29 protein-coding genes are annotated in these 26,170 nt (G+C 57.0%); 8 read left to right on the top strand and 21 right to left on the bottom strand.

All coding sequences use genetic code 11. From position 1 onward, the window contains the following. Positions 1–50: 50 nt before the first annotated feature. The 10 genes from ON16_RS15015 to hprK are packed head-to-tail and all read right to left on the bottom strand — an operon-like array spanning position 51 to position 7,898. Entirely contained in the window at positions 51–488 is a 438-nt protein-coding gene (locus ON16_RS15015) for a C-GCAxxG-C-C family protein (RefSeq protein ID WP_051131638.1), read from the bottom strand. Positions 489–506: 18 nt separating this feature from the next. After that, positions 507–1,136: a CatA-like O-acetyltransferase gene (locus ON16_RS08445; protein ID WP_040661260.1), complete on the bottom strand. Its 630-nt coding sequence runs from the start codon at positions 1,134–1,136 to the stop codon at positions 507–509. Positions 1,137–1,150: 14 nt separating this feature from the next. After that, on the bottom strand, positions 1,151–1,681 hold the full coding sequence (locus tag ON16_RS08440) for a hypothetical protein (RefSeq protein ID WP_040661259.1): 531 nt from the start codon (positions 1,679–1,681) through the stop codon (positions 1,151–1,153). Next, a complete protein-coding gene (gene whiA / locus ON16_RS08435) occupies positions 1,678–2,595 on the bottom strand; it encodes a DNA-binding protein WhiA (RefSeq protein WP_040661258.1) in 918 nt (305 codons plus the stop codon). The genes ON16_RS08440 and whiA overlap by 4 nt, the downstream gene beginning before the upstream one ends. Positions 2,596–2,620: 25 nt before the next feature. Next, positions 2,621–3,028 carry an SRPBCC family protein gene (locus ON16_RS08430; protein ID WP_040661257.1) on the bottom strand — a complete coding sequence of 136 codons (408 nt, stop codon included), beginning with the start codon at positions 3,026–3,028 and terminating at the stop codon, positions 2,621–2,623. Continuing rightward, entirely contained in the window at positions 3,012–4,109 is a 1,098-nt protein-coding gene (locus tag ON16_RS08425; RefSeq protein WP_051131637.1) for a gluconeogenesis factor YvcK family protein, read from the bottom strand. The genes ON16_RS08430 and ON16_RS08425 overlap by 17 nt, the downstream gene beginning before the upstream one ends. A 26-nt stretch (positions 4,110–4,135) precedes the next feature. After that, positions 4,136–4,996 carry an RNase adapter RapZ gene (rapZ, locus tag ON16_RS08420; RefSeq protein ID WP_040661256.1) on the bottom strand — a complete coding sequence of 287 codons (861 nt, stop codon included), beginning with the start codon at positions 4,994–4,996 and terminating at the stop codon, positions 4,136–4,138. A gap of 33 nt (positions 4,997–5,029) precedes the next feature. Further along, complete coding sequence (gene murB, locus ON16_RS08415) at positions 5,030–5,950, bottom strand: UDP-N-acetylmuramate dehydrogenase (protein ID WP_040661255.1); 921 nt, start codon at positions 5,948–5,950, stop codon at positions 5,030–5,032. A gap of 18 nt (positions 5,951–5,968) precedes the next feature. After that, positions 5,969–6,910 (bottom strand): ROK family protein, encoded by a 942-nt coding sequence (locus tag ON16_RS08410; RefSeq protein ID WP_040661254.1) that lies wholly within the window; start codon positions 6,908–6,910, stop codon positions 5,969–5,971. 16 nt (positions 6,911–6,926) lie between these two features. Continuing rightward, complete coding sequence (hprK, locus tag ON16_RS08405; protein ID WP_243441798.1) at positions 6,927–7,898, bottom strand: HPr(Ser) kinase/phosphatase; 972 nt, start codon at positions 7,896–7,898, stop codon at positions 6,927–6,929. A 290-nt stretch (positions 7,899–8,188) separates the two neighbouring features. Here hprK and rpmB point away from each other — a divergent pair, with 290 nt between their 5' ends. After that, entirely contained in the window at positions 8,189–8,377 is a 189-nt protein-coding gene (rpmB, locus tag ON16_RS15335) for a 50S ribosomal protein L28 (RefSeq protein WP_081579639.1), read from the top strand. A 267-nt stretch (positions 8,378–8,644) separates the two neighbouring features. On the opposite strand, the gene ON16_RS08395 is transcribed toward rpmB, so the two are convergent. From ON16_RS08395 to ON16_RS08375, 5 genes are all read right to left on the bottom strand, one after another. Next, a complete protein-coding gene (locus ON16_RS08395; protein ID WP_040661836.1) occupies positions 8,645–9,646 on the bottom strand; it encodes an NAD(P)H-dependent glycerol-3-phosphate dehydrogenase in 1,002 nt (333 codons plus the stop codon). Positions 9,647–9,763: 117 nt separating this feature from the next. Beyond that, on the bottom strand, positions 9,764–10,414 hold the full coding sequence (locus ON16_RS08390; RefSeq protein ID WP_051131636.1) for a glycerol-3-phosphate acyltransferase: 651 nt from the start codon (positions 10,412–10,414) through the stop codon (positions 9,764–9,766). Positions 10,415–10,419: 5 nt separating this feature from the next. Next, on the bottom strand, positions 10,420–11,745 hold the full coding sequence (der, locus tag ON16_RS08385; protein WP_040661252.1) for a ribosome biogenesis GTPase Der: 1,326 nt from the start codon (positions 11,743–11,745) through the stop codon (positions 10,420–10,422). A gap of 173 nt (positions 11,746–11,918) precedes the next feature. Further along, on the bottom strand, positions 11,919–12,122 hold the full coding sequence (gene rpmF / locus ON16_RS08380; RefSeq protein WP_040661250.1) for a 50S ribosomal protein L32: 204 nt from the start codon (positions 12,120–12,122) through the stop codon (positions 11,919–11,921). 59 nt (positions 12,123–12,181) lie between these two features. Beyond that, positions 12,182–12,679, bottom strand: coding sequence for a YceD family protein (locus tag ON16_RS08375; protein WP_040661249.1), 498 nt, complete (start codon positions 12,677–12,679; stop codon positions 12,182–12,184). A gap of 132 nt (positions 12,680–12,811) precedes the next feature. Between ON16_RS08375 and ON16_RS08370 the strand changes: the two genes are divergently transcribed. From ON16_RS08370 to ON16_RS08345, 6 genes are all read left to right on the top strand, one after another. After that, complete coding sequence (locus tag ON16_RS08370) at positions 12,812–13,771, top strand: RluA family pseudouridine synthase (RefSeq protein ID WP_040661248.1); 960 nt, start codon at positions 12,812–12,814, stop codon at positions 13,769–13,771. A 120-nt stretch (positions 13,772–13,891) separates the two neighbouring features. Continuing rightward, on the top strand, positions 13,892–15,094 hold the full coding sequence (locus tag ON16_RS08365; protein ID WP_040661247.1) for an ABC transporter ATP-binding protein: 1,203 nt from the start codon (positions 13,892–13,894) through the stop codon (positions 15,092–15,094). Beyond that, a complete protein-coding gene (locus tag ON16_RS08360) occupies positions 15,084–15,929 on the top strand; it encodes an ABC transporter permease (protein WP_040661246.1) in 846 nt (281 codons plus the stop codon). The genes ON16_RS08365 and ON16_RS08360 overlap by 11 nt, the downstream gene beginning before the upstream one ends. Then, a complete protein-coding gene (locus ON16_RS08355; RefSeq protein WP_040661245.1) occupies positions 15,926–16,783 on the top strand; it encodes an ABC transporter permease in 858 nt (285 codons plus the stop codon). Before ON16_RS08360 ends, ON16_RS08355 begins: the two co-directional genes overlap by 4 nt. Before the next feature lie 63 nt (positions 16,784–16,846). Then, the gene (locus tag ON16_RS08350) at positions 16,847–17,923 is read left to right on the top strand and encodes an ABC transporter substrate-binding protein (protein WP_040661243.1); all 1,077 of its coding nucleotides are present in this window, start codon (positions 16,847–16,849) and stop codon (positions 17,921–17,923) included. A 184-nt stretch (positions 17,924–18,107) separates the two neighbouring features. After that, positions 18,108–18,503: a thioesterase family protein gene (locus ON16_RS08345; RefSeq protein WP_040661242.1), complete on the top strand. Its 396-nt coding sequence runs from the start codon at positions 18,108–18,110 to the stop codon at positions 18,501–18,503. Positions 18,504–18,733: 230 nt separating this feature from the next. Here the strand turns inward: ON16_RS08345 and ON16_RS08340 are convergent, their stop codons facing one another. The 5 genes from ON16_RS08340 to ON16_RS08320 all read right to left on the bottom strand — a co-directional run bounded on the left by ON16_RS08340 (position 18,734) and on the right by ON16_RS08320 (position 23,580). Next, positions 18,734–19,072, bottom strand: a complete 339-nt coding sequence (locus ON16_RS08340) for a histidine triad nucleotide-binding protein (RefSeq protein WP_040661241.1) — start codon at positions 19,070–19,072, stop codon at positions 18,734–18,736. Between the two features lie 40 nt (positions 19,073–19,112). After that, complete coding sequence (locus tag ON16_RS08335; RefSeq protein WP_040661240.1) at positions 19,113–19,286, bottom strand: DUF4250 domain-containing protein; 174 nt, start codon at positions 19,284–19,286, stop codon at positions 19,113–19,115. Between the two features lie 67 nt (positions 19,287–19,353). After that, on the bottom strand, positions 19,354–22,005 hold the full coding sequence (gene alaS, locus ON16_RS08330; protein WP_040661239.1) for an alanine--tRNA ligase: 2,652 nt from the start codon (positions 22,003–22,005) through the stop codon (positions 19,354–19,356). Positions 22,006–22,350: 345 nt separating this feature from the next. Further along, positions 22,351–23,136, bottom strand: a complete 786-nt coding sequence (locus ON16_RS08325; protein WP_051131635.1) for a helix-turn-helix domain-containing protein — start codon at positions 23,134–23,136, stop codon at positions 22,351–22,353. A 249-nt stretch (positions 23,137–23,385) separates the two neighbouring features. Further along, positions 23,386–23,580, bottom strand: coding sequence for a DUF951 domain-containing protein (locus ON16_RS08320; protein ID WP_040661237.1), 195 nt, complete (start codon positions 23,578–23,580; stop codon positions 23,386–23,388). Between the two features lie 95 nt (positions 23,581–23,675). Between ON16_RS08320 and ON16_RS08315 the strand changes: the two genes are divergently transcribed. Then, the gene (locus ON16_RS08315; RefSeq protein ID WP_081579637.1) at positions 23,676–24,638 is read left to right on the top strand and encodes a S1 RNA-binding domain-containing protein; all 963 of its coding nucleotides are present in this window, start codon (positions 23,676–23,678) and stop codon (positions 24,636–24,638) included. On the opposite strand, the gene ON16_RS08310 is transcribed toward ON16_RS08315, so the two are convergent. Continuing rightward, positions 24,628–25,890 (bottom strand): replication-associated recombination protein A, encoded by a 1,263-nt coding sequence (locus ON16_RS08310; RefSeq protein WP_040661828.1) that lies wholly within the window; start codon positions 25,888–25,890, stop codon positions 24,628–24,630. The two genes, ON16_RS08315 and ON16_RS08310, sit on opposite strands and share 11 nt — an antisense overlap. Positions 25,891–26,170: the final 280 nt, after the last annotated feature.

Raw genomic sequence — 26,170 nt, 5'->3', positions numbered from 1 at the left:
ATCGGGTTGAGACGGAAACACGTTCCGCCGCGCCCGGACTTTCCGCTCCATCAGCGGTCGTTCAGCATTTCCTCCACGATTTCCACCGCTGTGACGATCATAATCGCGCAGTGATTTGTCAACTCCATACGCTGGGCGGCGGGAGTCGCGTCGTCAGGCTGATACTTCTCCGCCAGCAGATTCGCACAGCGCAGATGTCCGAACTTCTCGGAAAACCGCTTCTGAAATTCCCGGGAAAGGCCCACGGCCCGTTTCTTCCCCGCCGTAGGGTCCTCAATCGTGGCGGGAAACATCTGGGACAGTGCCATTACCGCCCCGGTGATCGCACCGCACAGTTCTCCCGTTCCCGCGCCGCCGCCAAAGCCGCCGCCGATAGCAAGGCTCTCCGCCTCGCTCAGCCCCGTTATGTCGGAGAAAGCCGCCAGCACTGCCTGACAGCAGTTACAGCCCTTTTTATGATAGTCGTTTGCACGCTCACAGCGATCCATGTTTCATTCCTCTTTTTCTTACTGATTCTGGGAAACACACTTTTCAAGTTCCTGATAAAACGCGCCCAGATGAATCCCATCCGCCAGCGCGTGGTGCGCCACCAGCGTCACCGGAAGGGTGGTCCGTCCGTTTTCCGTGGCGTACTTGCCCCACGCCAGCCGCACATTGCTAAACGCAGGCTCCGGCAGCGGCTGTTTCATGTCCGTATACCGCAGCCACGGGACGCAGGAGATGAAAAAATATTCCCCGCTGTCCCCGTCCTCGCGCATCGTCCCACCGTCCCGGGCCGCGTCCAGAGCCTTTCGCCCCTGCGCCAGATACTCCGCCCAAGGCAGCGTCCCGTCCAGCGTACAGTAGGCATAAGACCCGTCCGGCTTTGCCACGGTGCAGGAGCAGCGGCATGCGTCGTATTCCACCACCCGATCGCCCTCGATCCGCCGCCGCAGTTCCGGCACGGCGTTGGCCGCCGCCAGAACCTCATAAGTAAACGCAAGGAAAAACGGCGCGCCGCTTTGCGCAAGCCGCTCCATAAAAGCGGTGATGTCCACCTGACAGGTCACGCCCGCATAGGGGTCCTTCAGGGACGCGAAATACTCAAACTGCTCATGGCGTGGATCTTTGGTCATGTCAATCACACGTTTTTTCATCGCGGTTCTCTCCTTTACTTCTGGGAAAGCACAAGGCTTTCCGTCCGTTCCGTCTCTCCGTCCGCGCCGCGAATGGTAACGTTGAGCGCCGTGCCGTCCTCCGAATAGGATAAATCAGAGATGAACTCCGGCTCCTGCAAATCGTAAGAGGCCAGCGCTTCGCCGTTGTAATTCAGGATATCGCCCCACAAGGAGTAGACGATGGTGTTCACGTCATCGCCGTAAAAGGTCAGATTTCCCCCCTGTATGTCCTTTTCAAAGGTCTTGGTTTTCGTATCAAACACGCCATAATATACGACCTTCGGGTTGATGTGTCCGCCCACAATAATGGTATCCTCCCCGATGGTATCGTAAATTTCCAGCGCGTTTACCGATGGACACCGCTCCGTGATCTCATAGTCCGTGCCGTCGAAAGTAAACACGGTTCCTTCCACCGACGCCGCGGTGTGAGGCACGGGGGCGCTGGCCGCCATCTGTTCCGCGTTGGCGCAGCCTGTCAGAATCAACAGGGCGCAAAGCCCCATCGCCACAAGTCCCTTTTTCACGCAGTCCCTTCCCCTTTCAGCTTGCGCGCCAACTCCACGAGCTTGCGCAGCCGATGGTTCAGGCAGGATTTGGTGATGGGCGGTTCAAAGCTGTCAGCCAGCTCGGAAAGACTCAACTCCGGATTTTCAAGCCGGGCCGCCGCCGTCTCCTGCAGCTTGTCCGCCATCTGCTCCAGCAGCCCCGCGCGCATCAAAAGCCGAATGGCCTCAGTCTGCTCCAGCGCCGCGTCCACGGCCTTGTCCAAATTCGCGTTATCGCAGTTCAGACGGCGGTTCACGCTGTTGCGCAGGTCCTTTTCCATTTTCGCGCTCATCACGTTCATTGCCGCCACCGGAGCACCCACCAGCGTCAAAAAGTCCTCAATCTGGTCGCTCTGCTTGAAATAGGTGATGTAGCTGCCGTTCCGGCTCAGTCCCTTGGGCGGAAAGCCGTTGTCCCGCAGGAGGGCTTCCAGCTCCCGACTCACCTGCAAATGGGAGGTGGCCAGCTCCAGATGATACCGTTTCAGTGGGTCGGTGACGCTTCCTCCGGCAAAAAACACACCCCGGAGGAAGGACGCCCGACAGCATTCCTCTTCCAGAAGTCCAAAATTGATGTGCAGCACCAAATTTTGCTGCGGCGCATAGCCCAGCGCGTCAATAATCCCATCCAGTTTTTTCTGTTCGGTGATTTGAAACACCAGCTTTCCGGGCGTATCGGGTTCCGGAATCCGGTCAAACCGAATGCGGAACGCCCGGTGGAACAGCCGGGGCAGCCGCGCGGCAAAGTTGGGATTTTCTGTAACGATACGCACCTCGCCGGAGTTGAACGTATTGCAGTAGAGCAGGATGCCGTATGCCTCTGCCCGGGCACAGCATTGCTTTTGCACATCCAGCCGGCACAGTTCGTTTTTCGCGTCAAAAGAAAAGGACATCTCCGCTCACCTCCTGCCCCGCGCCTTACTCGTTCAGGGCTTTTTTCAAATCCTCCAGATATCGTCTCTGCTGCTTTTTCAAATAGGCTCCCACCAAAATCGTCATGGGAAACCGCTCCACCGTCACGCGTTCGTTAAAGCGGACGCGGCAGCCGCCGTCCCGCTCTGAAAATTCCCCCGTCCAGTCGCCCCGGAGATTCGCGTTGCGCATCTGGAACGCGTACCGGCGGCAAGGATCCTTTTCCGTGATGGTAAACTCCGTGGCAAAGCCCTGTGGGGTATACTCTGTAAAGGAATTCCCATTTTCAGCGACTTCCACCCGGGCAAGATCGCTCCGCCAGCCTGTGCGCCGGTTGTCCGTCACGGTGGCCCAGACCTTCTCCACAGGACTGCGCAGCTGCGCCGAAATCTCCCGTTCAACGATTTTTGCCATCTGCGCCCGGCCCCTGTTCCTTGGAATCCTCTACGAGGTAAAAATCTTTATCAAATGTAAACCGATCCCCCGCAATGCGGACGCTGCGCTCTGCGTGGAGCAAAATCAGCTCCCGGGCAAGATGACCGGGATCATGGCGCACAAACCCATTTTCCACCGTGGCCACGGGCCGATTGATTATCTCCACGCCCAGTTCCCCGCACCGCTCTTTATCGCAGCGGATCAGCTCCGCCCCCTCCTGCGCGTACCGCTGGGCGACACCCTTTGGAATGGGGGAGGAATTGGTGAGACACAGGTCGAAGAGATTCGGTACGGAGTGCTTGAACAGCGCCGCAATATGGTCGGCGGCGGTGTACCCCTCTGTCTCCCCCTCCTGTGTCATTACGTTGCAAACGTAAATTTTCAGTCCGTCGGACTCTTGAATGGCCTCTACAATGCCATCCACCAAGAGATTTGGGATGATGCTGGTGTATAGGCTCCCCGGCCCCAGCACTACCATGTCCGCGTTTTGGATGGCCTCCACCGCCGCGCACAGCGCCTTTGGGTGCTCCGGCAGCAGCCGAACCTGCCGGATGCGGCAGTCCTGCTCCTTTTTGCAGTAGAAGATTTTGGATTCTCCCACCACCCGCACGCCGTTTTCAAACTCCGCCTCCAACTGCACGTTGGCGTTGGTGACGGGCAGCACCCGCCCGGTGATGGCCAGCACCTCGCTCATACGGCTCACCGCCGCGTCAAAGGAAGAGGAGATGCCGTTCAGCGCCGCGAGAAACAGATTTCCAAAGCTCTGTCCCGCCAGCGTACCTTCGGAAAAGCGGTAGTGCAGAAGCTCCGCCATCAGCGGCTCTGTGTTTGCCAGTGCCTCCAGACAGTTGCGGATGTCTCCAGGAGGGGGCATCCGCAAGTCCTGACGCAGCATTCCCGACCCGCCGCCGTCATCCGCCACCGTGACGATGGCCGTGATGTTTTCCGTATACTGCTTTAGTCCCCGCAGCATGGTGGAAAGGCCATGTCCTCCGCCGATGACGGCGATTCGCGGCCCATGGGCTTTGGGGAGACGATAGGACGTCCTTCGATTTTCCATAGGTCCCCTTTCAAAGTTTCCTCTGTTCAACCCCGAGGCATGTCCCGGTGATACTCCGTGACGGGATAGCCCTTTTGCTGGATAAACCCGGTCAGCGCATGGGCAATGGCCACGGAGCGGTGCTGTCCGCCGGTACAGCCCACCGCCACAGTGAGGCTGGTCTTTCCCTCCTCGGCGTACAGCGGCAGCGTCAGCGTCAGCAAATCCTCCAGCTTCGTGAGAAAATCCTGTGTCTGCTGGAAGGAAAACACATAGTCAGACACCGCTTGGTCAAGGCCCGTTTTCTCCCGCAGCGTCTCGATATAAAACGGGTTTGGCATAAACCGCACATCCAGAACCAAATCGGCTTCCAGCGGCAGACCATACTTGAATCCGAAAGACGCCACCGCCACGGTCATACCCGCCTTTTCGTCCTTGCCGCTGAACATCCGAAGCAGCTCTCCACGCAGCTGGGCGGTAGAAAGGCTGCTGGTGTCGATCACGAAGTCCGCCCGCTCCTTGACCGGGCGCATGACCTCGATCTCCCGACGGACCGCTTCTTCCAGCGTGTCTGTTCCGCTGCTGAGAGGGTGGCGGCGGCGCGTCTCTTTATAGCGCTTGATAACGGTTTCCGGGGATGCCTGTAAAAACAGCATCCGGCACACGCCGCCCATGCTTCGCAGCTTATCCAGCACATCAAACAACTCTGAGAAGGAGTCCGACGTGCGCACGTCATACACCAGCGCGACCCGGTCGTACCGCCCGTTTCCGCCCGCACAAAACTCCGCAAATTTTAAAATCATTGCCGCAGGCATATTGTCCACGATATAAAAGCCCATATCCTCCAAAAAAGAGGCCGCTTTGCTCTTGCCAGCCCCGGACAGGCCGGAAATAATCACAATTTCCATGAAATCACCCGTTTCTCTCTCCCGCGCGGGGCTTTACCCCACAATTTTAACCTCCGGTTCCAAATAGACGCCGGTGGCCGTCAGCACCCGCTCCTGCACCTGCGCGATCAGCCCTGTCACGTCGGCAAACGTTGCTCCGCCCCGATTGATGAGAAAGCCCGCGTGCTTCTCGCTGACCTGCGCGCCGCCAACAGTCAGTCCTTTCAGTCCGCATTGGTCAATCAGCGTTCCGGCAAAATTCCCCTCCGGCCGCTTAAAGGTACTGCCCGCACTGGGCCACTCCAGCGGCTGGCTGGCTTTCCGCTTTCCCATGAGCTCTTCCATCCGGGCGCGGATTTCCGCGCCGTCGCCGGGATACAGACGGAACACCGCATGCAAAACCACCCAGTCCGGGTGGTCGGTCAGAATACTGCGGCGGTATCCGAATTTCATTTCCGCGCCGGAAAGTATCTTCACGCCGCACTCCGGGTCCAGCAGAGTAACCTGCTCCACCACCTGTGCCATCTCCCCGCCGTAAGCTCCGGCGTTCATGCACAGGGCTCCGCCCACCGTGCCGGGGATGCCGTGAGCAAATTCAAGACCTGCAAGGCCCCGCTTTTGGGCAAAGTCTGCCAGCCGCGCCAGCGAGATGCCGGACTCCGCCGTTACCTGCGTCTCTGCTGCGCCCATTTCCAGCCGGTTCAGCCCGGCGGAGGTGTCAATCACCAGCCGGTCCAGTCCCTCGTCCGGAACCAGCAGATTCGTGCCGTTGCCGATTACCAGAGGCCGCGCGCCGCATTTGTGCGCAAAATCCGTCAGCAGCACAAGCTGTTCCCCCGTCTTGGGAAACGCCATCCGCCGCGCCGGTCCGCCGATGCGGAAAGAGGTGTGGCGGCTCATGGTCTCATCGTTCTTGATCTCCAAGTCCGGCAGGTATTCTCCCGCGCACCGGTCCAGTTCTTCCGCCCAATCCATGCAGGTCCTCCCCTAAACTTAAATTGCCCGCTTCAGCAGCGCCGCCCCGATGATTCCCGCGTCGTTGCCAAGCTCCGCCTTCACCACCGTGGCTTTTCCGCCGCAGTGGGCGGCGTAGCTTTCCCGGTCCACGATCTCCCGCAGGGGCGTGAGCAGCAGCTCATCTTCCGCCTCGCTGACGCCGCCGCCGATGGCAAGCACCTCCGGCTGCAAAATATTCAGCAGGTTTACGATCCCCGCCGCCAGATAGTCTACATATGTCTCGCACAGGGCCTTTGCCGCTACGTCTCCCCGCAGGGCGGCGGCAAACGCCGTCCGGCCCGAGACAGCCGTTCCGCCCTTGGATTCTTCCCAGAGCAGGCTCTCTCGATTCCCCTCCATGGCCTCTTTTGTCATGCGGATCAGGCCAGTGGCGGAAGCATATGTCTCCCAACAGCCGCGCCGCCCGCAGTTGCAGACCGCGCCGTTCCGCTCCACTACCATATGCCCGACCTCGCCGGACATACCGCTGGCGGCATAGAGCTTCCCGCCCAAAATAAAACCGCCGCCAATGCCGGTACCCAGCGTCACCACGGCAAAGTTCTTTGTCCCCCGTCCCGCGCCGCAGAAATATTCGCCCACGGCGGCGCAGTTTGCGTCATTTTCCAGCAGCACCGGCACGTCCAGATACTGGCTGAACAGCCGCTCAATGGGGACATTTGCCAATGGGATGTTGCAGGTGTAAAGGATATTCCCCTCCGCCACCGCACCGGGGATACCCATGCCCACGTACTCCAGATCCCCGGGGGCCACGCCGCCATCGCGCGAGACTTGCGCCGTCAGTTCCGCCAGTCTCCGGACAAAATACTCCTTGCCCTGAAACGGCCCAAGGGGGATTTTCCGCGTTGCCAGCAGGCGGCCCGCCTCATCCACAAGGCCCGCTTTCAGATTTGTGCCGCCCACGTCAATTCCAACGTACATCGTTTCCGCTCCTCTTTCAGTTCTTTTTGCTGATGCCAAGATTTGCCCGCTCATCCACCCGTCGGGCCAGCTCTTCCGCCGCGTTAAAGCCGAAGCGCCGGTGGCGGTTGTTCATAGCCGCCACCTCCACAATATTGGCCAGGTTCCGCCCGGGCCGAACCGGAATGGTGACGCAGGGCACCTGCAAATCCAGAATCTCCGTATAATGATCCTCAATGCCCAGCCGGTCATAGAACTTGTTGTTGTCCCACTGCTCCAACTGCACCACAAGGTCAATCTGAGACTCGACCTTAATGGCCCGCATTCCAAACAGCTGCCGCACGTCGATCACGCCGATGCCCCGCAGCTCGATATAGTGCCGGATCATCTCCGGCGAGGTGCCGATCAGCTGGTTGGACACCCGCTGAATATCCACGGAATCGTCCGCCACCAGCCGGTGGCCCCGCATAATCAGCTCGATGGCCGTCTCGCTCTTGCCGATGCCGGAATCGCCGGTGAGCATAACGCCCTCGCCGTATACGTCCATCAGCACACCGTGCCGCCCGATGCAGGGCGCCAGCTTGCGGTTCAAAAATTCGATGGTGTGGGCCGTGAAGTCCACGGTCGTCTCCGGGGTGCGTAGCAGCGTCCGTTCATGCTCCTGCGCGCTTTCCAAGCACTCCGGGAAGCAGTCCAGATCCCTTGCGATCACCAGAGCGGGAATATCGTAGAGAAAAAGATCGTCAAAGGCTTTTTTCCGCTCCGCCCCCGTCAACCCCTTCAGGTACATAACCTCCGCCTTGCCGATCACCTGAAGACGGCGAGGGTCAAAATAATCGTAAAAGCCCAGAAACTGAAGTCCGGGCCGGTTCACGTCCGTGATGGAGAGGACGGCCTCCTCATAATCATTTCCGCGATTGAGGATTTGCAGGTCGAAGGAAGCTGCAAAGTCCTTCATTTTCAGTCCGCTGACCGCCATAAACTTCTGTCTCCTTTTCGTGGCGGCCATAGTGCCGCCACCCGCAATATTTGTTTTCCCGGCGCACGCGCCAGGCTCTTTTCCGCAGCAAGCGCCCACAAACGCCGCCTCACGGCCCGTTCCTGCGGAGTGCACCTGCACGATATGCACTCATTATAACGTATGGGTCGTCTTTTCGCAACAGTTTCCCCAGCGCCGACTTTCTATATTTTTGAATTTTTTTGAATTTTCCACTTGCTTTTTACATTTTTATCTGTTATGATATCAGCTGTGCCTGTGAGAAATGGGTACTAGTCCGCAACAGCGAGGAGGTGCAACGGATGGCTAAGTGCGAGTTTTGCGATAAGGGTGTCACCTTTGGTATTAAGGTGTCTCACTCCCACAGACGTGCCAATCGTCCCTGGAAGCCCAATGTAAAGCGTGTCAAGGCAATCGTCAATGGTACGCCGCGCCATGTATATGTTTGTACCCGGTGTCTGCGCTCCGGCAAAGTCACCAGAGCGGTCTGATAAGACGAATAGGCTCCCGAACTTCGGTTCGGGGGTTTTTTTCTGCGGGGTGGGCATTTTCCCACCCGTAAAGCAGCCCGAACATGCTCCCCCGAATATCTCCGCTCCACCGCAAACACCGGAAGCGGCCGCTCTTGGCGGCTGCCTCCGGTGTTTGCAGATTCACCAGTACGCTCGATTAAATAGGCCCAATCAAAAAATTGCAAGCCGCGCCTTTCGACGCGGCTTGCTTCTTCTTTGTTCCATAGGCGGAATTTCCGCAGAAACTCACATCCAGCCGTAGCCCAGCTCGTCTTTTTTGGAGCGGGTCATCAGCTCCATGACCACGTCCCGGACCTGTTTGCCCTGATACAGCACCTGATAGGCGCAGGTGCAGATGGGCATCTCCACCCCGGCCTTCTGCCCAAGCTGATAGACGCTCTCAGCGGCGTAGTATCCCTCCACCACAGCGCCTACCTCCTCCATGGCCCCCTGCGCGGTCTTTCCCTGTCCGATCAAGATGCCCGCCCGGCGGTTCCGGGAGTGCATGGAGGTGCAGGTGACGATCAGGTCGCCCATGCCCGCAAGACCCGCAAAGGTCTGACGCTGACCGCCCAAAGTCTCTCCGAGCCGGGCGATTTCGGTCATGGCGCGCGTCATCAAAAGCGCCTTGGTATTGTCTTGATAACCCATGCCGTCGCAGATGCCGCAAGAGAGCGCCACCACGTTTTTCAGCGCGCCGCCCAGCTCCACGCCCACGATATCCGGGCTGGTGTAGACGCGGAAATTACGGTTCATGAACGCATCCTGCACCAGCTTCACGGCCTCGCCGCTCTCCCCCGCCGCCACGCAGCCGGTGGGCAAACGAATGCTGACCTCCTCCGCGTGGGAGGGGCCGGACAACGCCGTCACCGGGAAACGGCCTTTCGTCTCCTCCAGCAAAAGCTGGCTCATGCGCAGGTTCGTATCCCGCTCAATGCCCTTGGAGACAGACACCAGCACGGCGCCTTCTTTCAAAAACGGAACAACCAGTCGGATATTGCTCCGCACCGCATAAGACGGAGAGGCGGAAACCACAATCTCCGCGTCCTTTACACAGGCCGGGTTCCCGTCAAGTTTCAGCGCCGCGGGCAGTTCCACGTTTGGCAAAAGCGGATTTCTCCGCGTCTGCGCCATCAGGGCCGCCTTTTCCGGGCTGTGGGACCAAAGCGTCACATCGTGCCCGTTGTCACACAGCACCATGGCCAGAGCCGTGCCCCAGCCGCCGGAACCTAAAACCACTGTTTTCATATCCATAATCCCGCTTTCTCAGGAAATTTCCCGACGGTTTTCGCCGCCGGGATCGGGGAAGAAAACTCCGCCGCAATCAACACACGCTGAAATCAAGCGGAGACTCCTCCGTACCCGTCACTTTTTGTGATGAAAGGTAAATTTGTTCTCCTGTCCCTTTAAAAGGCGCTTGATATTTGCCCTGTGGCCCCAAGCCAGCAATCCGCCGCAGCAGCCCGCCAGCACCGCCAGCACCAGACTGTGCATCACAAAGTAGGTGGCAAAGGGAAAGGCTGTTCCCGCGTACAAAGAACCGAGAGATACGTATCGGGTCAGCGCTGTTAAAATCACAAAGCCGCCCCAGACAATCAGCGCCACCCGCCAGTCCAGCATAATGGCAACAACACCTCCGGAGAGAACGCCCTTGCCACCCTTAAAGTGAAACATGCAGGGAAACATGTGTCCGATCATGCAAAACAGGCCGGCAAACAATTTTCCCTCCGCCGCATAGCCGCCAAACAGCCACGCGCCGATCAGAACGGCAATTACCGCTTTCAAAACGTCTGTGAGAATCACCACAAAAGTCAATGGGCCGCCAAACGTCCGATAAAAGTTGGTCAGTCCCGCGTTGCCGCTGCCGTGGGTGCGGATATCGTCCTTTAGAATATACTTGGAGACGATAACCGCCCCGTTGAAGCAGCCCAAGAAATAGGCTGCCGCCGCAGTTATCAGACAAATCAGCACCAGCATTCCGCCGGTGGGGACCGCCATGATTGGCACTTTCGCCATAATACTCAGTCCTCCTTATCCCCTTTTTGCCGGATGGACAGAATGATCGGCGTACCGCTCAAACCGAACACGGAGCGAATCTGATTTTCCAGATACCGCTGATAGGAGAAGTGGAACAGCCGCGCGTCGTTGCAGAAAACCACGAAATGGGGCGGGCGGATGCCCACCTGCGTCATATAGTAAATCTTCAGTCGGCGGCCCTTGTCGGAAGGAGGCTGAACCCGGGTCTGCGCATCGGAGAGAACATTGTTCAGCATGCCGGTGGTGATGCGTAGGGACGCCTGATTGCTCACCGCCACGATCAGTTCAAAGAGCTTTTCCACCCGCTGCCCCGTCAGGGCAGAGATGAACAGCACGGGCGCATAGGTCATAAAGCCCAGATCCCGCCGGATATCGGCGGTGAGCTTGTCCATGGTCTTGTCGTCTTTGTCCACCAAATCCCACTTGTTCACCACGATAATGCTGGCTTTTCCCGCCTCGTGGGCAAGTCCTGCCACCTTGGTGTCCTGCTCCGTCACACCGTCCCGCGCGTCGATCAGGATCAGACACACATCGCTGCGCTCGATGGCCATGGTGGCCCGCAGAACGCTGTATTTCTCAATATCCTCGTCCACCTTGGATTTTTTCCGCATACCCGCAGTGTCGATCAACAGGAATTTTCCGTGCTTATTTTCAAAGGGAGAGTCGATGGCGTCCCGGGTGGTACCCGCCACGTCGCTGACGATGCTCCGTTCCTCCCCCAAAATCCGGTTCAGCAAGGAAGATTTGCCCACGTTGGGCTTGCCGATCAGCGCCACCTTAATAGCGTCGGCTCCCTCCTCCTCGTCTTCCTCCGGCGGGAAAAACTTCACGCAGGCGTCCAAAAGGTCGCCGGTTCCATGTCCGTGGACTGCAGAGACGGCAATAGGATCGCCCAGTCCCAGATTGTAAAATTCATAAAAATCAGGATCCACTCTGCCGGTGGAATCCATTTTATTCACCGCCAGAACGATGGGCTTGCCGCTTCGAAGCAGCATATTCGCCACCTCGTGGTCCGAGGCGGTGAGGCCGGTTTTGATATCGGTCAAGAAGATGATGACCGCGGCGTGGTCGATGGCCAGCTGCGCCTGTTGGCGCATAAAGGTCAAAATCTGATCGTCGGTCCGCGGCTCGATGCCGCCGGTGTCGATCAGGGTAAAGGCGCGGCCGTTCCAGTCCGTCTCCCCGTAAATACGGTCGCGGGTAACGCCCGGTGTGTCCTCCACGATGGAGAGCCGCCGACCGATCAGTTTATTAAACAGCATGGACTTGCCCACGTTGGGCCGGCCCACAATGGCAACAATTGGTTTCATTGATTTCCTCCCGTTTCTTGATTGTTCAGGCTCCCGCCGGGATGCCGGGAGCGCTCCTGTCTCTCATTATACCCAGACGGCATAGAATTGCAACCGCACAGCCGGAAAAAGTAGCGGATACAAAACAAGGAGGAAAGAGCGGACTCTTTCCTCCTCATTATGATGCAAAAAACTTATTTTGCAGCGTTGGCGGCAACAGACTTGACGACTTTAATCGTCCGGCCGTTGTAAGTGCCGCACTCCTTGCACATTCTGTGAGGCAGGTGCAGCGCACCGCATTTGGAACAAGCCACGAGACCGGGAGTCGCCAGCTTCCATGTAGAGCTGCGCCGCTTGTCACGTCTTGCCTTGGATACTTTTCCCTTGGGTACTGCCATAATGACACCTCCTTCAGATCAGCGGACGGCTTTTCGCCTTTCCGCTCTGGTTCCATTTATTAGTTGTTCTCTAAAAGCTTTGCAAGGGCAGCCAGACGCGGATCCGCATCCTTTTTGCAGCCGCAGGGGCCGAGGTTCAGGTCGGCGCCGCAGCGGGGGCAGAGTCCTTTACAATCTTCCGAACACAGAAATTTAGCGTCCATTTCAAGGATGAACGCAGTGCGAGCCAGATCCTCCACGTCCACTTCGCCGTCTTCCAGCAAAACGATCTCGTCGTTTTCCTCGTTCTCCAGTTCTTCCGCCAGCAGGCAGTGGAACTCCACTTCCTTGGGCAGTCGAATCGGTTTGGCGCAGCGGTCACACGCGGCGTCCAGCATAGTGGATGCCGCCATGAAAAGCTCCAGCAGTCCGGCGGTGTTCCGCACGGAGCCCCGGACTTCAATCGGTTCCTGAGCGGGATACTGCCCGTTCAGCTCCGTGTCGGACAGGTCCAGCGCAAACTGAAAGTCCAACGATTTGCCGGGGGAATTTAGAATTGGTTTTACGTCGAAACGCATAGTACACCTCGCAATGACACGAGTAGTATTATAAGGGATATTTTTCGGCTTGTCAAACACTTTTTTCTGATTTCCTTGCATTTTTTTCAAAATCGGATACAATAGCCATATATCGCTTTTTGGGAGGCTCCTATGCGGGAATTCACCATCAATAAAAATGACGCCGGACAGCGGCTGGACCGGTTTGTGGCAAAGGCCGCGCCCCTACTCCCCCCTGCTCTGGTGCAGAAATACATCCGGCTCAAACGGGTGAAGGTCAACGGCAAAGGCTCCAAGCGGGAAATCCGGTTGGAGAAGGGCGACGTGCTGCAAATGTACATCAATGACGAGTTTTTTGAGGGACCGGACGCGCAGGAGGATAAATTCCTCTCCGCGTTCCACCCGCAGCTCGACATGGTGTATGAAGACGAAAACCTGCTGCTGGTGAACAAGCGTCCGGGGCTGGTGGTCCACGCCGATGAAACGGAAAAGGTCAACACACTGGTTCACCATATTCAGGCATATCTTTATCAAAAGGAAGAATGGGACCCGGCGGCAGAGAATTCTTTTGCTCCGGCTCTTTGCAACCGTATCGACCGCAACACCGGCGGCATCGTCATCGCCGCGAAGAACGCCGAGACGCTGCGCGTCATCAATGAGAAAATTCGCACTCACGAGCTGCGCAAGGCTTATCTCTGCGTGGCAGTGGGACGGCCTCGGCCCGCCGCTGGGAAAATTGAGGGGTTTCTTTTAAAGGATGAGGAGAAAAAGCAAGTCGCCTTCTACCGCCGCCCCGTTTCCGGCGGACGCAGCGCCGTCACCTATTATAAAACGCTGGAGACACGGGGTGAACTTTCTTTGGTAGAGTGCGAACTTTTAACGGGCCGGACGCACCAAATCCGCGTTTCCATGGCGGAAATCGGCTGTCCTCTGCTGGGAGACGGGAAGTACGGCCGGGGCGAGGTGAACCGGAGCTATCATGAACAAAAGCAGTGCCTTTGGTCCTATCAGCTGACCTTTGATTTTCAGTCCGACGCGGGAGTTCTGGAATATCTGCGGGGGAAGGTATTCCGGGTAGAAAATATTCCATTTAAAAATCGCTATTTTTCTTGACTTTTCAGCATGTTTCCGATATAGTTTTTAATTGCCGAATTTCAACGAGAAAGGTTCCCCCTCAACAGAGAAAAGAGGCGCTTCTATTTTTTTATCAATTGTAGAAACGGGGGAGGATACATGTCCAAAGAGTTGATTCGCCTGCGGGATCTCTGCATGGCGTTTGACGACGAGCTGGTTCTCGATCACTTAAATCTTTACATTAATGACAAAGAGTTCCTCACACTGCTTGGCCCCAGCGGCTGTGGCAAGACCACGACGCTGCGGATCATCGGGGGTTTCACGACGCCAATGTCGGGAGATGTCCTGTTCGACGGTGTGAGGATTAATGACGTTCCGCCTTATCAAAGGCAGATCAACACCGTGTTCCAAAAGTACGCGCTGTTTCCCAATATGAACGTCTTTGAAAACGTGGCCTTCGGCCTGCGGATGAAACGCATTCCCGATCCTGCCGACCCCAGCGGAAAGCGGACGGTAAAGCTGGCGGAGGCGGAGATCGAAAAGCAGGTTCTTGAGATGCTGGAAATTGTCAGTCTCAAGGGCTTTGAGCACCGCAAGCCGGACGCTCTCTCCGGCGGCCAGCAGCAGCGGGTGGCCATCGCCCGGGCGCTGGTCAACCGGCCGAAGGTTCTTTTATTGGACGAACCTCTTGGCGCGCTGGATTTGAAGCTGCGCAAGGACATGCAGATCGAACTGAAGAAAATTCAGCAGCAGGTCGGCATTACCTTTGTGTACGTTACCCACGATCAGGAGGAAGCCCTCACCATGTCCGACACCATTGTGGTGATGGACAAGGGCTCTATCCAGCAGATTGGCACGCCGGAGGATATTTACAACGAGCCGAAAAACGCCTTTGTGGCAGACTTTATCGGCGAGTCCAATATCATCGACGGGCTGATGCTTCAGGATAAGCTGGTGAAAATATACGGGAAGACCTTCCCTTGTGTGGACGGCGGGTTTGTGCTCAACGAGCCTGTAGATGTGGTCATCCGGCCGGAGGACATCGATATCGTGCCCGTGGAGCAGGGACAGTTGGTGGGCACCGTCACCAATGTGACCTTTAAGGGGATGCAGTACGACATCATCGTGGACTTCCGGGGCTTCAAGTGGTTGATCCAGACCACGGACCACTCCCCTGTCGGCGCAAAGATCGGTGTGAAAATTGATCCCGACGGATTCCACATTATGAAAAAGAGCGAATATTCCGGCAAGTTCGGCGATTACAGCTCTTATAGTGAGGAATACGACGAGCTTTCCGATGTGGAGGCGCTGGACGAGACGGAGGAGGTTGCGGCAGCGGAGGGCAGCGGCAATGAAGAATAAGGGTCTTGCTGTGCCGTATGTCGCTTGGCTGGCGATTTTCGTGGTTGCACCGCTGATTTTGGTGCTGATCTACGCGTTTCATGACGGCAGCCGCTTCACGCTGGATAATTTCCGCGTTATGGGGACTTATGCCGCCGTGTTCGGCCGGTCCTTCCTGCTGGCGGCCATCGCAACGCTGATCTGTATTCTGATCGGCTACCCCGTGGCTTGGTTTTTAGCGCGGGAGGGCGCAGGAATGCGGCGTATCGCCACCATTCTCATCATGTTGCCCATGTGGATGAATTTTTTACTGCGGACTTACTCTTGGATGTCCATTTTGGAGAACACCGGGCTTTTGAACACGCTGTTTCAGAAAATCGGCCTGATCTCCCTTGTCAACGGCATTTTTGGAACGAATTACACCTATTTCTCCATGATTAACACGCAGGGGGCTATCGTGCTGGGCATGGTTTATAACTATCTGCCCTTCATGATCCTGCCTATTTTCACGGTCATTGAGAAGATCGACCCCCGCCTCATCGAGGCGGCGCAGGATTTGGGCGCCAACAGCGCCGTAGTCTTCCGCAAGCTGATCTTCCCCCTGTCCGTTCCCGGCATCCTCTCCGGCGTGACGATGGTGTTCGTCCCGTCTGTGGCCACATTTGCCATTTCCCGCCTGCTGGGCGGCGGCATGGTGACGCTGCTGGGCGACCTGATTGAAGCTCAATTCTTGGGCGGAGCATACAATCCCTATCTCGGCTCTGCCATTTCCCTTGTGATGATGGTGATCGTGCTGGTGTGTATGGCCGTGATGAACCGCTTCGGTGAGGGCGAAGAGGAGGCGATGCTGCTGTGAAAAAGAACAACTTCGGCAACCGCCTGTTTCTGGGGCTGATTTTCCTCTTCCTCTATGCGCCCATCTTTGTTCTGATCGTCTTTTCTTTCAACGCCACGAAAAGCCGGACAATTTGGGGCGGTTTTTCTTTGCAGTGGTATGTGCGGCTGTTTCAGGACAGCGCTATTTTAAGCGCCTTGCAGACAACGCTTTTGGTCAGCGTCCTTGCGTCTCTGATCGCCATGGTTGCGGGCACTGCCGCCGCCATCGGCTTTGCCGCCATGAAGCGGCGCAGCCGTCACATGCTGATGAGCGTCAACAACATTCCCCTGACCAACGCGGATATTGTCACCGGTGTTTCCCTGTCTCTGCTGTTTATGCTGGCGATCAACGCATTCAACAGCTCGTTGGGCAGTGCGATGAATATTACGCTGGCCAAGGGCTTTGGCACCATGCTCATTGCCCACGTCACCTTTGACATTCCCTATGTAATCCTATCCGTCATGCCCCGGCTGCGGCAGCTGGACCCGCATATCTACGAGGCGGCGCAGGACTTGGGCGCACGGGGGTTCTATGCGTTCCGCAAGGTGATTCTGCCCGATCTGATGCCCGGTATTATCAACGGAACCATCATCGCCTTTACCATGTCGGTGGATGATTTCGTGATTTCCTATTTCACCGCGGGCAACAAGGTTTCCACCTTGGCGATGGAGGTTTATTCCATGGCTCGGCGGCGCATCAGCCCGGAGATCAATGCCATTTCGACGCTTCTATTTGTTGCGGTTCTGGCGATGCTGATCATTGTGAACCTACGGCAGGCGCGTCAGGATTCCGCTGCCCGCCATCAGCGGGCCGCTTTGACACCGAAGCGCTAAAGCTCTGGCGCAGTGCGCCGTTTATATAGTTGAATCTTATTGAGTAAAGGAGAACGCGAAGAATTGAAAAAGATTCTTTCTCTGATTCTGGCAGTCCTCATGGTCTGCCCCTTGCTGACCGCCTGCGGCGGCAGCGGTACCAGCAGCCAGTATCCCAACGGTGAAGTGAACGTTCTGAACTGGGGCGAATATATCTCTGACGGACAGGACGGTACGCTGGACGTGATTGAACAATTCCAGCAGGAAACCGGCATCAAGGTCAATTACAACGTCTGCCCCGATAACGAGACGCTGTATGCAAACCTGCAGCAGGGCGATTCCTATGACGTGATCATTCCCTCCGATTATATGATTTCCCGCCTGATCGACGAGGGGATGCTGACTCCGCTGAATTTTGATAATATCCCCAACGCTTCTGATGTGGACCCCAAGTTTTTGAATCCGGCCTATGACCCGGACAATGCCTATTCTGTTCCCTACATGTGGGGCACGGTTGGAATTATTTACAACACCACGATGGTGGACGAGGCCATCACCAGCTGGGATTCTCTGTTTGACAAGAAGTACGCCGGGCAGGTTTTGATGATTAACAACTCCCGAGACGCGATCGGCGTGGCGCTGAAGGATCTGGGTTATTCCTACAATACCACAAATCAGGCACAGATCACCGAGGCGGTGAACCTTCTGATTCAGCAGAAGCAGAATGGCATTGTGCAGGCCTATGTTATGGACGAGATTTTCGACAAGCTGGAGGGCGGCGAGGCGGCCATGGGCGTGTACTACGCCGGAGACTACCTCACCATGTACGAAAACAATCAGGATCTCGCCTTTGTGGTCCCCTCTGAAGGGTCCAACATCTTTACCGACGCCATGTGCATTCCCGCTGGAGCCGCCAATCAGGCCAACGCGGAGAAGTTCATCAACTTTATGTGCTCCAAGGATGTGGGCGTTGCCAACTGCGAGGCCATCGGCTACTCCTCTCCTCTGATGAGCGTGGTGGAGGCTCTGGACCCCGCCATTACCGCCGACCCGGTGGCGTATCCGTCGGATGAGGTTCTTGCCTCCTGCGAGGCATTTTTGAATCTGCCGGAGGATATTTTGAAATTCTACGACTCCGAATGGCTGCGGCTGAAAGCCTGAGCAAACGCAGAACATAAGCGGTGGGAAATCAATTTTGATTTCCCACCGCTTCTCTTTTCAATCCGACCGCCACAAACGGTAATCGGTCATGCCTTGGATTTTCATAGCTTTTACCCCTTGTACGGCAGAGCTGTTTTCAGTATAATAGTACACGATCAATCAAAAGGTAAAGGAGCAATCGCATATGATAATAATTGGAGCAAAATGTCAGGTGGAGCAGGTCGTCACGGATCAGCTGACCGCCGCAGTGGCCGGTTCCGGTGCTTTGGCGGTATTCGGCACACCGTTTATGATCGCCATGATGGAAAACGCCGCCCTCACCTGCCTGCAGGCAGGTCTGGAAGAGGGAAAGGGCAGCGTGGGCGTTCACATGGACGTGAGCCACGACGCCCCCACCCCCGTTGGAATGAAGGTCTGGGCCGAGGCGGAGATCACCGCCGTTTCCGAAAACGGCAAAATGGTAGACTTCAAGGTGAAGGCATGGGACGAAAAAGGCCCCATTGGGCAGGGTGTCCACACCCGTGCCATCATCAACAACGAGCGCTTTCTCTCCAAATGCAACGCCAAGCTGGAGGGCTGAACAGCAGTCCGTCCGAAAAAACGACCGGCTGCGGGAAATTTCCCGCAGCCGGTCGTTTTATACGCATCGATTTTCGCCAAAGGCAAGAGCGCAGCGGACTTTGCCGCGTTCCCCGTCTTGTCTCGCGTAAAATTCCACCAGAATTTTACGCAAAGGAGGCGGCGCAAGAATGCGAAGCGCAGTTTTCGCCCTTAGGCGGAAACGGAGTGCAGCAGACTTTACGATGCCGATCAGCCCGGAGGCCAAGTCATATCCCGGCCGCTGAGCACATGAAAGTGGAGATGATGCACACTTTGGCCCGCCTGCTCTCCGATGTTGGAGACTACGCGATAGCTCTCAATCCCCTTTTCAGCAGTAATTTTGGCAATGACCTCGAAAATATGGGCTACGAGGCCGCTGTTGCTTCCGTCAATTTCGGATACAGAGCCAATGTGCGCCTTGGGAATCACCAGGAAATGGGACGGTGCCTGCGGCGCAATGTCATTGAACGCATAGCAAAGTTCGTCTTCATAGACCTTATCGCTGGGGATTTCGCCCGCAATAATTTTGCAGAATAGGCAATCAGACATCAGTACTTCCCTCCTTAAAAAATTTCTGAATACATGGGGTTCAGACAAATTGATTGTGCGCGGCGTCATAGCGGTAATTCAGATCGGCCAGCGTCTCAAGGAGTGCCGTTTGATTGGCGTCTTCCCCGGCGCAGAGATCGTCCAGATCGGAATAGAAATCCCGCAGCTTTGTATTTACCACGCTCAGTAAAATCACAGGGTCCTTCGGCAGCATAGCAACTCAGTCTCTCTGTCATAAAGATTTTTTGTGGAGTCCCCTCGATAGGCCTCCCTTAGGCAGCTTATTTCAGCTTTCCCGCCACGAAATCGTCCACCGCGGCCAGCGCATCGTCCAGCTTCAGCAGGTCTTTGCCGCCGCCCATGGCAGAATCGGGCTTGCCGCCGCCGGAGCCGCCCGCGATTCCGGAAACCAGCTTCACCAGATCCCCGGCCTTGACGCCCTTCGCCACAGCCTCCTTGCCGCACACGGCCAAGAAGGTGATTTTATCCTCGCCGGTAGCGGCCAAAACCGCCACAACACCCGGCTCCTTATCCCGCAGGAAGTCGCCCATCTGGCGCAGTGCGTTTGCATCCGCGCCGGGGCGAACGTTGGTCAGCACCTTCAAGCCGCCCACCGCCTTGGCGGACATCAAGAACTGCTGTGCCTGTCCCAGAGACGCCTGCGCCTGGAACTTCTCCAGAGAATGGCGCAGATCCCGCATCTCGTTCATCATCTGCTCCGCCTTGCCCGCCAGCTCGCCGGGATTGGTCTTCATCATCTCCGCCACATGGAACAGCATCTCCTGATTTCGGTTCATCACCTCCAGAGACGCTCTGCCCACGGTTGCTTCGATGCGGCGCACGCCGGAAGCTACGCTGGCCTCGGATTTAATGCGGAAGGGGCCGACCTTGGCGGTATTGTCCAAATGCGTACCGCCGCAGAACTCCAAGGAGGCAAGCTCCTCTCCCTCTCCCATGGAGACGACGCGGACGGTCTTGCCGTACTTCTCGCCAAAAATAGCGGTAGCGCCCAGTTTCTTTGCTTCCTCAATGGGCATCTCGCGGGTTTCAACCGGCATACCCGCCAAAATTTCATCGTTCACCAACCGGTCGATTTTGGTAAGCTCCTCCGGTGTGATGGCGGAAAAGTGAGTGAAATCGAACCGCAGACGGTCCGGCTCCACCAAAGAACCGGCCTGATGGACATGGTCACCCAGCACCTTTTGCAGCGCCGCATCCAGCAGATGGGTGGCGCTGTGCGCGCGGCGAACCGCCTGACGGCGCTCCCGGTCGATGGCGGCGGTGATGGTGTCGCCCACCTTCAGCTCGCCGGACTCCATCACACCGTGGTGCAGGAACTTGCCCGCCTTGTCCTTTTGGACGTTGGTAACGGTAAACACCGCGTCGCCCAGAGAGATTGTGCCATGGTCGGCCACCTGACCGCCCATCTCGGCGTAAAACGGCGTTTTGTCCAGCACGATCACGCCCTCGGCACCCTTCACCATAGCGTCCCGCAGCTCTTCGTCCGCCACGATGGCCAGTACCTTGCCGCTGTCTGTGTCGTGGTCATAGCCGGTAAACGCGGTGGGCGTGGCGTCCAGCCCCAAGTCGATTCCGGCCCAAGCCACGTCTCCCAGCGCCTCTCTGGCCTTTCTGGCCCGGGTGCGCTGCTGTTCCATCAGCTCGTCGAACCCGGCCTTGTCCACGGTCATGCCCTCTTCTTCCAGCATTTCCGCCGTCAGGTCGATGGGGAACCCATAGGTGTCGTAGAGCTTAAACGCATCCGCGCCGGAGAACACCGTCTCCTGCTTTTCCTTGTGCGCCGCCAGCAGATCCGTGTAAATTTTCATGCCCGCGTCCAGCGTCTTCAGGAAGTTCTCCTCCTCTGTCCGGACGACCTTGGTGATATAGGCTTCCTTTTCCACCAGATCGGGATAAGCAACCTTGTTCACTTCCACCACGGTGGCAACCACGGTATAGAGGAAGGGCTCGTCCATACTCAGCAGCTTTCCATGCCGCGCGGCGCGGCGCAGAAGGCGGCGCAGCACATAGCCCCGTCCCTCGTTGGAAGGCAGCACGCCGTCGCAAATCATCATAACGGCGGAGCGGATGTGGTCGGTGATGACCCGCAGACTCACGTCGGTCTTGGCACTTTCGGCATAATGTGCCCCGGTGATCTCGCTCACCTTGTTGGTGATGTGCATGACGGTATCCACGTCGAACAGCGACGCAACGTCCTGACTGACCACCGCCAAACGCTCCAGACCCATTCCGGTGTCGATATTCTTATTCTGCATCTCTTCGTAGTGGCCCTCGCCGTCGTTGACAAATTGAGAGAAGACATTGTTCCAGATTTCGATATACCGGTCGCACTCGCAGCCCACGGTGCAGTCCGGCTTGCCGCAGCCGTATTTTTCGCCCCGGTCGTAATAAATTTCAGAGCAGGGACCGCAAGGCCCGGGGCCGTGCTCCCAGAAGTTGTCCGCCTTGCCGAAGCGGAAAATGCGCTCGGCAGGGATGCCCATGTCCTTGTTCCAAATCTCAAAGGCCTCGTCGTCGTCCACATAGATCGAGGGATAGAGCCGATCCGGCTCCAGACCCACCACCTTGGTCAAAAACTCCCAACTCATGGGGATGGCGTCCTTTTTAAAATAGTCGCCAAAGGAGAAATTGCCCAGCATCTCAAAATAGGTGCCGTGGCGGGCAGTCTTGCCGATGTTCTCAATATCGCCGGTGCGGATGCACTTTTGGCAGGTACACACGCGGTTGCGGGGAGGCTCCTCCTCCCGCGTAAACCAGGTCTTCATGGGAGCCATGCCGCTGTTGATGAGCAAGAGGCTTGCGTCGTTGTGAGGGATCAGGGAAAAGCTGGGCAGGCGCAGGTGCCCTTTGCTCTCAAAGTAGCTGAGGAACATCTCCCGCAGTTCGTTCAGCCCATAAACCGGATGTGACATATTGTTTTCCTCCGTCTTTCTCAAATTCCGGGTACAAAAAGAAAACGCCCCGCCCCGGTATAGGGGCGAAGCGATGCTTCACGGTACCACCCTAATTATCCCCTTGCGGGGCATCTTAGCCATCCTGTATCGGGGATGAACCGCCCCGCTCAACACGGGATGCTCAGGAGTGGCTGCTTTTCGTCGTCGGTCAAGGGGCTTTCACCGTCCCCCTCTCGCTTCGGCCTGTGCGCAAAGCTGGCTCCATCGTGGCATTTTTCAGATTACTTTGCTATTTTAGCACATTTTTGCACAATGTCAATGGCATTTTGCGGAGAAAACTCCGGAATTCCACGCCAACACGTTTTAGAAAATCCAGTTAATGAGGAACGTCATCAGCCTCCGCACCGGAGCCCACATGGCGGCAAGCTCCGGCTTCAAAAATTCCAAAACCTGTGCCGCAGTCACGGCGGGGTTTGTCAGCATCCGGCCGCCCTTAGCCTCCAGCCCCACGGCAGTAGAAGCCGATGCGGCAGCGCCCACTGCCACGCGGGAGCCTTGCGCCGCCGCGCCCACCGCATAAACGCCCAATGCGGACGCGCCCACCGCCAGATAGCCCACCGCTACCGCGCCAAAGGCCACCACACCGATGGAAATCATTCCAAACGCGACTCCACCCAGTGCAATCATCCCAATCGGCAGCAATCCGGCGGAGATCAGGCCGATGCTGACGACACCCAGCGAAAAATTGCCGATGGCAATCACACCCACCGCCGTGTTCTCCCGGCAGGGATGGCGGTCATGTCCGAAACGGACGGATACCAGCGGCAGGCCGAAAATTTTCCGGCGGCTGGTGAAGCTGTAAATACGGTTCCGGTTTGCCAGTGCGTCCACCTTTTCCTCCAGACGCGCGGCGGTATCTTTGTCCAGCGCAGGCTTGGCCATTTCCGGTTCCTCTATGTAATCTTTCACCAGATAGTCCAAACTCACGCCGAACAGCTCCGACAGGGCCGTCAGCTTGCCAAGCTCCGGCATCGCCGAGCCGGACTCCCACTTGCTGACAGACTGCCGCGTCACATCCATCCGATCAGCCAGCTGTTCCTGACTCATGCCCTCCTGCCGACGGAGTTTCATCAATTTCTCAGAAAACATCAATTTTGGTTCCCACTTTCCATCTGACCTTAAGGGGCCGATTGCCGTCAGCATATCCGTTTTTCACCCATCTTGCAAGAACGCGGCGGTTGGAACCTTGTCAACCACTGGTTGCGCACACTGCGCCCCAATGGTTTGCGCGATTTAACATTCACGGTGCTTATGCCAAAAACGGCACCACCAAAGACGCCAGCAGTGAAAACACCAGCAGGCAGACGATAACAACCGCCACGATGCGCGTTCCCTTATTCATTGCTTCTTTTCCTCCTCTGTCAAAATTTTGCGGATGCTCTTTTCCGCCCGGCTCCGGGGCAGCATCAACTCATGCCCGCAGCCCATACACTTAAGCTTGATATCCATGCCCACCCGCAGAATTTCCCAGCGCTTGCTGCCGCAGGGATGCTGCTTTTTTAGTTCCACCTGATCATAAAGATGCAAGTCCATGAAATTCCTCCTGTCAATCCTGCGCCGGGAATCGCATATAGTGGCTCAGATGCTGAATGAAATGCCGCGCTGCGCGGCGGATGGAGAGAGTTGCCATGCCGGAAAATAAAATTTACCTGCCGGAGGGCCTGCGCCCCTGCGCCCCCCTGACCCCCGCTCTGCTGCGGGACGCTCTGGAACAAGAGACGATTCTGGAAGCCCCCGTGGAACGGTGCGACGGGTCACGAGCGCTCCATATCTCACTGGGGCCCATAGACGGGCTGATTCCCCGCGAGGAAGCGATCTCCCCTTGGATCAGCGGCGCCAGCCGGGACATTGCACTTTTGTCCTTGGTTGGTAAGCCGGTTTGCTTCACCGTCACAAGTCTCGCCGCCGACGAAAAAGGCGCGCCCCACGCACTGCTCTCCCGCAGAGCGGTGCAGGAAAAGGCGCTGGATCATCTGCTGGAAACACTGGAACCGGGAATGCTCCTTACCTGCCGGGTCACCCACATGGAATCCTTTGGGGCCTTTGTGGACATCGGCTGCGGAATCGTTGCCATGCTGCCCATCGAGCGCATTTCCGTCTCCCGCATTCCTCATCCGGCGGCCCGGTTCCGCACGGGTCAGAAACTCTTGGCGGCGGTACTGTCCATCGACCGGGAAAACCGTCGTTTCACCATGACTCACCGGGAGCTGCTGGGAACTTGGATGGAAAATGCCAGTCATTTCTCTCCCGGAGAGACGGTACAGGGCATTGTCCGTTCGATTCGGGAATACGGAGCCTTCGTGGAACTGGCGCCCAACCTCTCAGGTCTTGCGGATTTAAAAGAGGGCCTCAAGGAAGGGGACCGTGTCTCGGTCTATATCCGCTCGATCCGTCCCGAGCATATGAAAGTAAAGCTGCAAATTATCCAGCGCCTGCCGCCCCCGATCTATCCCGCACCCCTGCGCTATCAGATCACGGACGGAAAGCTGGAGCGCTGGGTCTATTCTCCGCCCAGCTATGAAAAGCCGCCGGTAGTCACGGACTTTACCGCCTCGGAAATTTCCGGGTCGGACGCAGACATTATTTCTTGATCTCGTCCCAATACCGCTTGGCGGCCTGTTCCGTTTTGTTTTCGCCGTATTCATAGTACCGGGCGTTTTTCAGCGCATCCGGAAGATATTGCTGCTCCACCCAGTGGTTGGGGTAGCTATGGGGATACTTGTAATTCTGTTTGTTGTCAAAACCTGTGGTGTCGGCGTGGACATTTTGAAGCTGGCGGGGAATATCGCCGGTGCGCCCCGCTTTTAAATCGGCCCGGGCCGCGTTGATCGCGTCGTGAGCGGAATTGGATTTTGGCGCGGTGGCCAGTAAAATGGCGGCTTCCGCCAGTGGGAGCTGTGCCTCCGGCAAGCCCAGCTGCACCGCCGCGTCCACGCAGGCTTTTGTCACCACGATGGCCTGCGGATAGGCAAGGCCGATATCCTCCGCCGCGATCACCAGCAACCGCCGGCAGGGGGACAGCAGATCGCCCGCCTCCAAAAGCCGGCCCAGATAGTGAACCGCTGCGTCCGGGTCGCTGCCCCGGATGGACTTTTGGAGGGCCGACAGGATGTCATAATGGGCGTCGCCGTCCCGGTCATAGCGCATGGCACTGCTCTGGGACACCTGTTGGGCGTCACTCCGCGTCAGCTTTAGTTTTCCGTTTTTGCCCGGACGCGCCGCCTGACAGAGAAGTTCCACGGCGTTGATCGATTTGCGCACATCGCCGCCGCAGGCGGTGGCGATGTCCAGCGGCACTTCCTTTTCCCACGAAAGAGGCAGCTCCTGCCTTCCCTTTTCAATCTCCAGCGCCCGCTCCACAGCGGGCAGAACCTCTCTGGGGGACACAGATTTAAACTCAAACACCGTGCTGCGGGAAAGCAGTGCGCCGTAAACGTAAAAATATGGGTTCTCCGTGGTGGAGGCGATCAGTGTAATCTGTCCGTTCTCCATGAACTCCAGAAGGCTTTGCTGCTGCTTTTTGTTGAAATACTGAATCTCATCCAGATACAGCAAAATGCCGCCGGGGGCCAAGAGTGTGCCCACATTCGCGAGGATGTCCTTCACGTCTTGCAACGAAGCGGTGGTGGCGTTGAGCCGGTAGAGCGTTTTTTGCGTCTTCTCCGCGATGATGTTGGCCACGGTGGTCTTTCCGGTGCCGGAGGGTCCATAAAACACCATATTGGTGGAGGTTCCGCTCTCGATCAGGCGGCGAAGCACCGCGCCGGGGGCCAGAAGATGGGTCTGCCCCACCACCTCGTCCAGTGTTCTGGGCCGTATTTCATCTGCCAACGGGCGCTGCACGGCGCTCCCTCCTTTCTCATACGACTCTTCCAAGAAGACAAATGATTTTTCGTATAAAATGACTGTTGGAATCTTTTTTGCATACTTGTTTAACATATCACACTCATTTAAAAATTGCAACATTTCTCCTGCGGTGAGAGGGCTCGCTGCACCGCGTGCGGTGCGAAAGTGTTTGCCGCATAAACAGATGGAAAGCAGCGCCCCGGCTGTCAGGAAACGAACCTGACGGCCGGGGTGCTGCCTGCTGCTTTTGTAGGATTAAATCAGAGCTTTGTAATGC

The organism is Oscillibacter ruminantium GH1 (assembly GCF_000307265.1).
GTDB classification, from domain to species: domain Bacteria; phylum Bacillota; class Clostridia; order Oscillospirales; family Oscillospiraceae; genus Oscillibacter; species Oscillibacter ruminantium.
This window is presented reverse-complemented; position numbering and strand designations above follow the sequence as displayed.

Bases quoted from the DNA above. Each gene is read 5' to 3' on its own strand.
- ON16_RS08445 (WP_040661260.1), bottom strand. From the start codon at position 1,136: ATGAAAAAACGTGTGATTGACATGACCAAAGATCCACGCCATGAGCAG.
- ON16_RS08340 (WP_040661241.1), bottom strand. From the start codon at position 19,072: ATGTCTGATTGCCTATTCTGCAAAATTATTGCGGGCGAAATCCCCAGC.
- ON16_RS08425 (WP_051131637.1), bottom strand. From the start codon at position 4,109: ATGGAAAATCGAAGGACGTCCTATCGTCTCCCCAAAGCCCATGGGCCG.
- ON16_RS08430 (WP_040661257.1), bottom strand. From the start codon at position 3,028: ATGGCAAAAATCGTTGAACGGGAGATTTCGGCGCAGCTGCGCAGTCCT.
- rapZ (WP_040661256.1), bottom strand. From the start codon at position 4,996: ATGGAAATTGTGATTATTTCCGGCCTGTCCGGGGCTGGCAAGAGCAAA.
- ON16_RS08320 (WP_040661237.1), bottom strand. From the start codon at position 23,580: ATGGACTTGCATCTTTATGATCAGGTGGAACTAAAAAAGCAGCATCCC.
- der (WP_040661252.1), bottom strand. From the start codon at position 11,745: ATGAAACCAATTGTTGCCATTGTGGGCCGGCCCAACGTGGGCAAGTCC.
- ON16_RS08395 (WP_040661836.1), bottom strand. From the start codon at position 9,646: ATGAAAACAGTGGTTTTAGGTTCCGGCGGCTGGGGCACGGCTCTGGCC.
- ON16_RS08335 (WP_040661240.1), bottom strand. From the start codon at position 19,286: ATGCTGCCGAAGGACCCTGTGATTTTACTGAGCGTGGTAAATACAAAG.
- hprK (WP_243441798.1), bottom strand. From the start codon at position 7,898: ATGGCCGCCACGAAAAGGAGACAGAAGTTTATGGCGGTCAGCGGACTG.
- ON16_RS08410 (WP_040661254.1), bottom strand. From the start codon at position 6,910: ATGTACGTTGGAATTGACGTGGGCGGCACAAATCTGAAAGCGGGCCTT.
- ON16_RS08365 (WP_040661247.1), top strand. From the start codon at position 13,892: ATGTCCAAAGAGTTGATTCGCCTGCGGGATCTCTGCATGGCGTTTGAC.
- ON16_RS08375 (WP_040661249.1), bottom strand. From the start codon at position 12,679: ATGCGTTTCGACGTAAAACCAATTCTAAATTCCCCCGGCAAATCGTTG.
- rpmF (WP_040661250.1), bottom strand. From the start codon at position 12,122: ATGGCAGTACCCAAGGGAAAAGTATCCAAGGCAAGACGTGACAAGCGG.
- murB (WP_040661255.1), bottom strand. From the start codon at position 5,950: ATGGATTGGGCGGAAGAACTGGACCGGTGCGCGGGAGAATACCTGCCG.
- ON16_RS08325 (WP_051131635.1), bottom strand. From the start codon at position 23,136: ATGTTTTCTGAGAAATTGATGAAACTCCGTCGGCAGGAGGGCATGAGT.
- ON16_RS08390 (WP_051131636.1), bottom strand. From the start codon at position 10,414: ATGGCGAAAGTGCCAATCATGGCGGTCCCCACCGGCGGAATGCTGGTG.
- ON16_RS08370 (WP_040661248.1), top strand. From the start codon at position 12,812: ATGCGGGAATTCACCATCAATAAAAATGACGCCGGACAGCGGCTGGAC.
- rpmB (WP_081579639.1), top strand. From the start codon at position 8,189: ATGGCTAAGTGCGAGTTTTGCGATAAGGGTGTCACCTTTGGTATTAAG.
- ON16_RS08345 (WP_040661242.1), top strand. From the start codon at position 18,108: ATGATAATAATTGGAGCAAAATGTCAGGTGGAGCAGGTCGTCACGGAT.
- alaS (WP_040661239.1), bottom strand. From the start codon at position 22,005: ATGTCACATCCGGTTTATGGGCTGAACGAACTGCGGGAGATGTTCCTC.
- ON16_RS15015 (WP_051131638.1), bottom strand. From the start codon at position 488: ATGGATCGCTGTGAGCGTGCAAACGACTATCATAAAAAGGGCTGTAAC.
- ON16_RS08315 (WP_081579637.1), top strand. From the start codon at position 23,676: ATGCCGGAAAATAAAATTTACCTGCCGGAGGGCCTGCGCCCCTGCGCC.
- whiA (WP_040661258.1), bottom strand. From the start codon at position 2,595: ATGTCCTTTTCTTTTGACGCGAAAAACGAACTGTGCCGGCTGGATGTG.
- ON16_RS08360 (WP_040661246.1), top strand. From the start codon at position 15,084: ATGAAGAATAAGGGTCTTGCTGTGCCGTATGTCGCTTGGCTGGCGATT.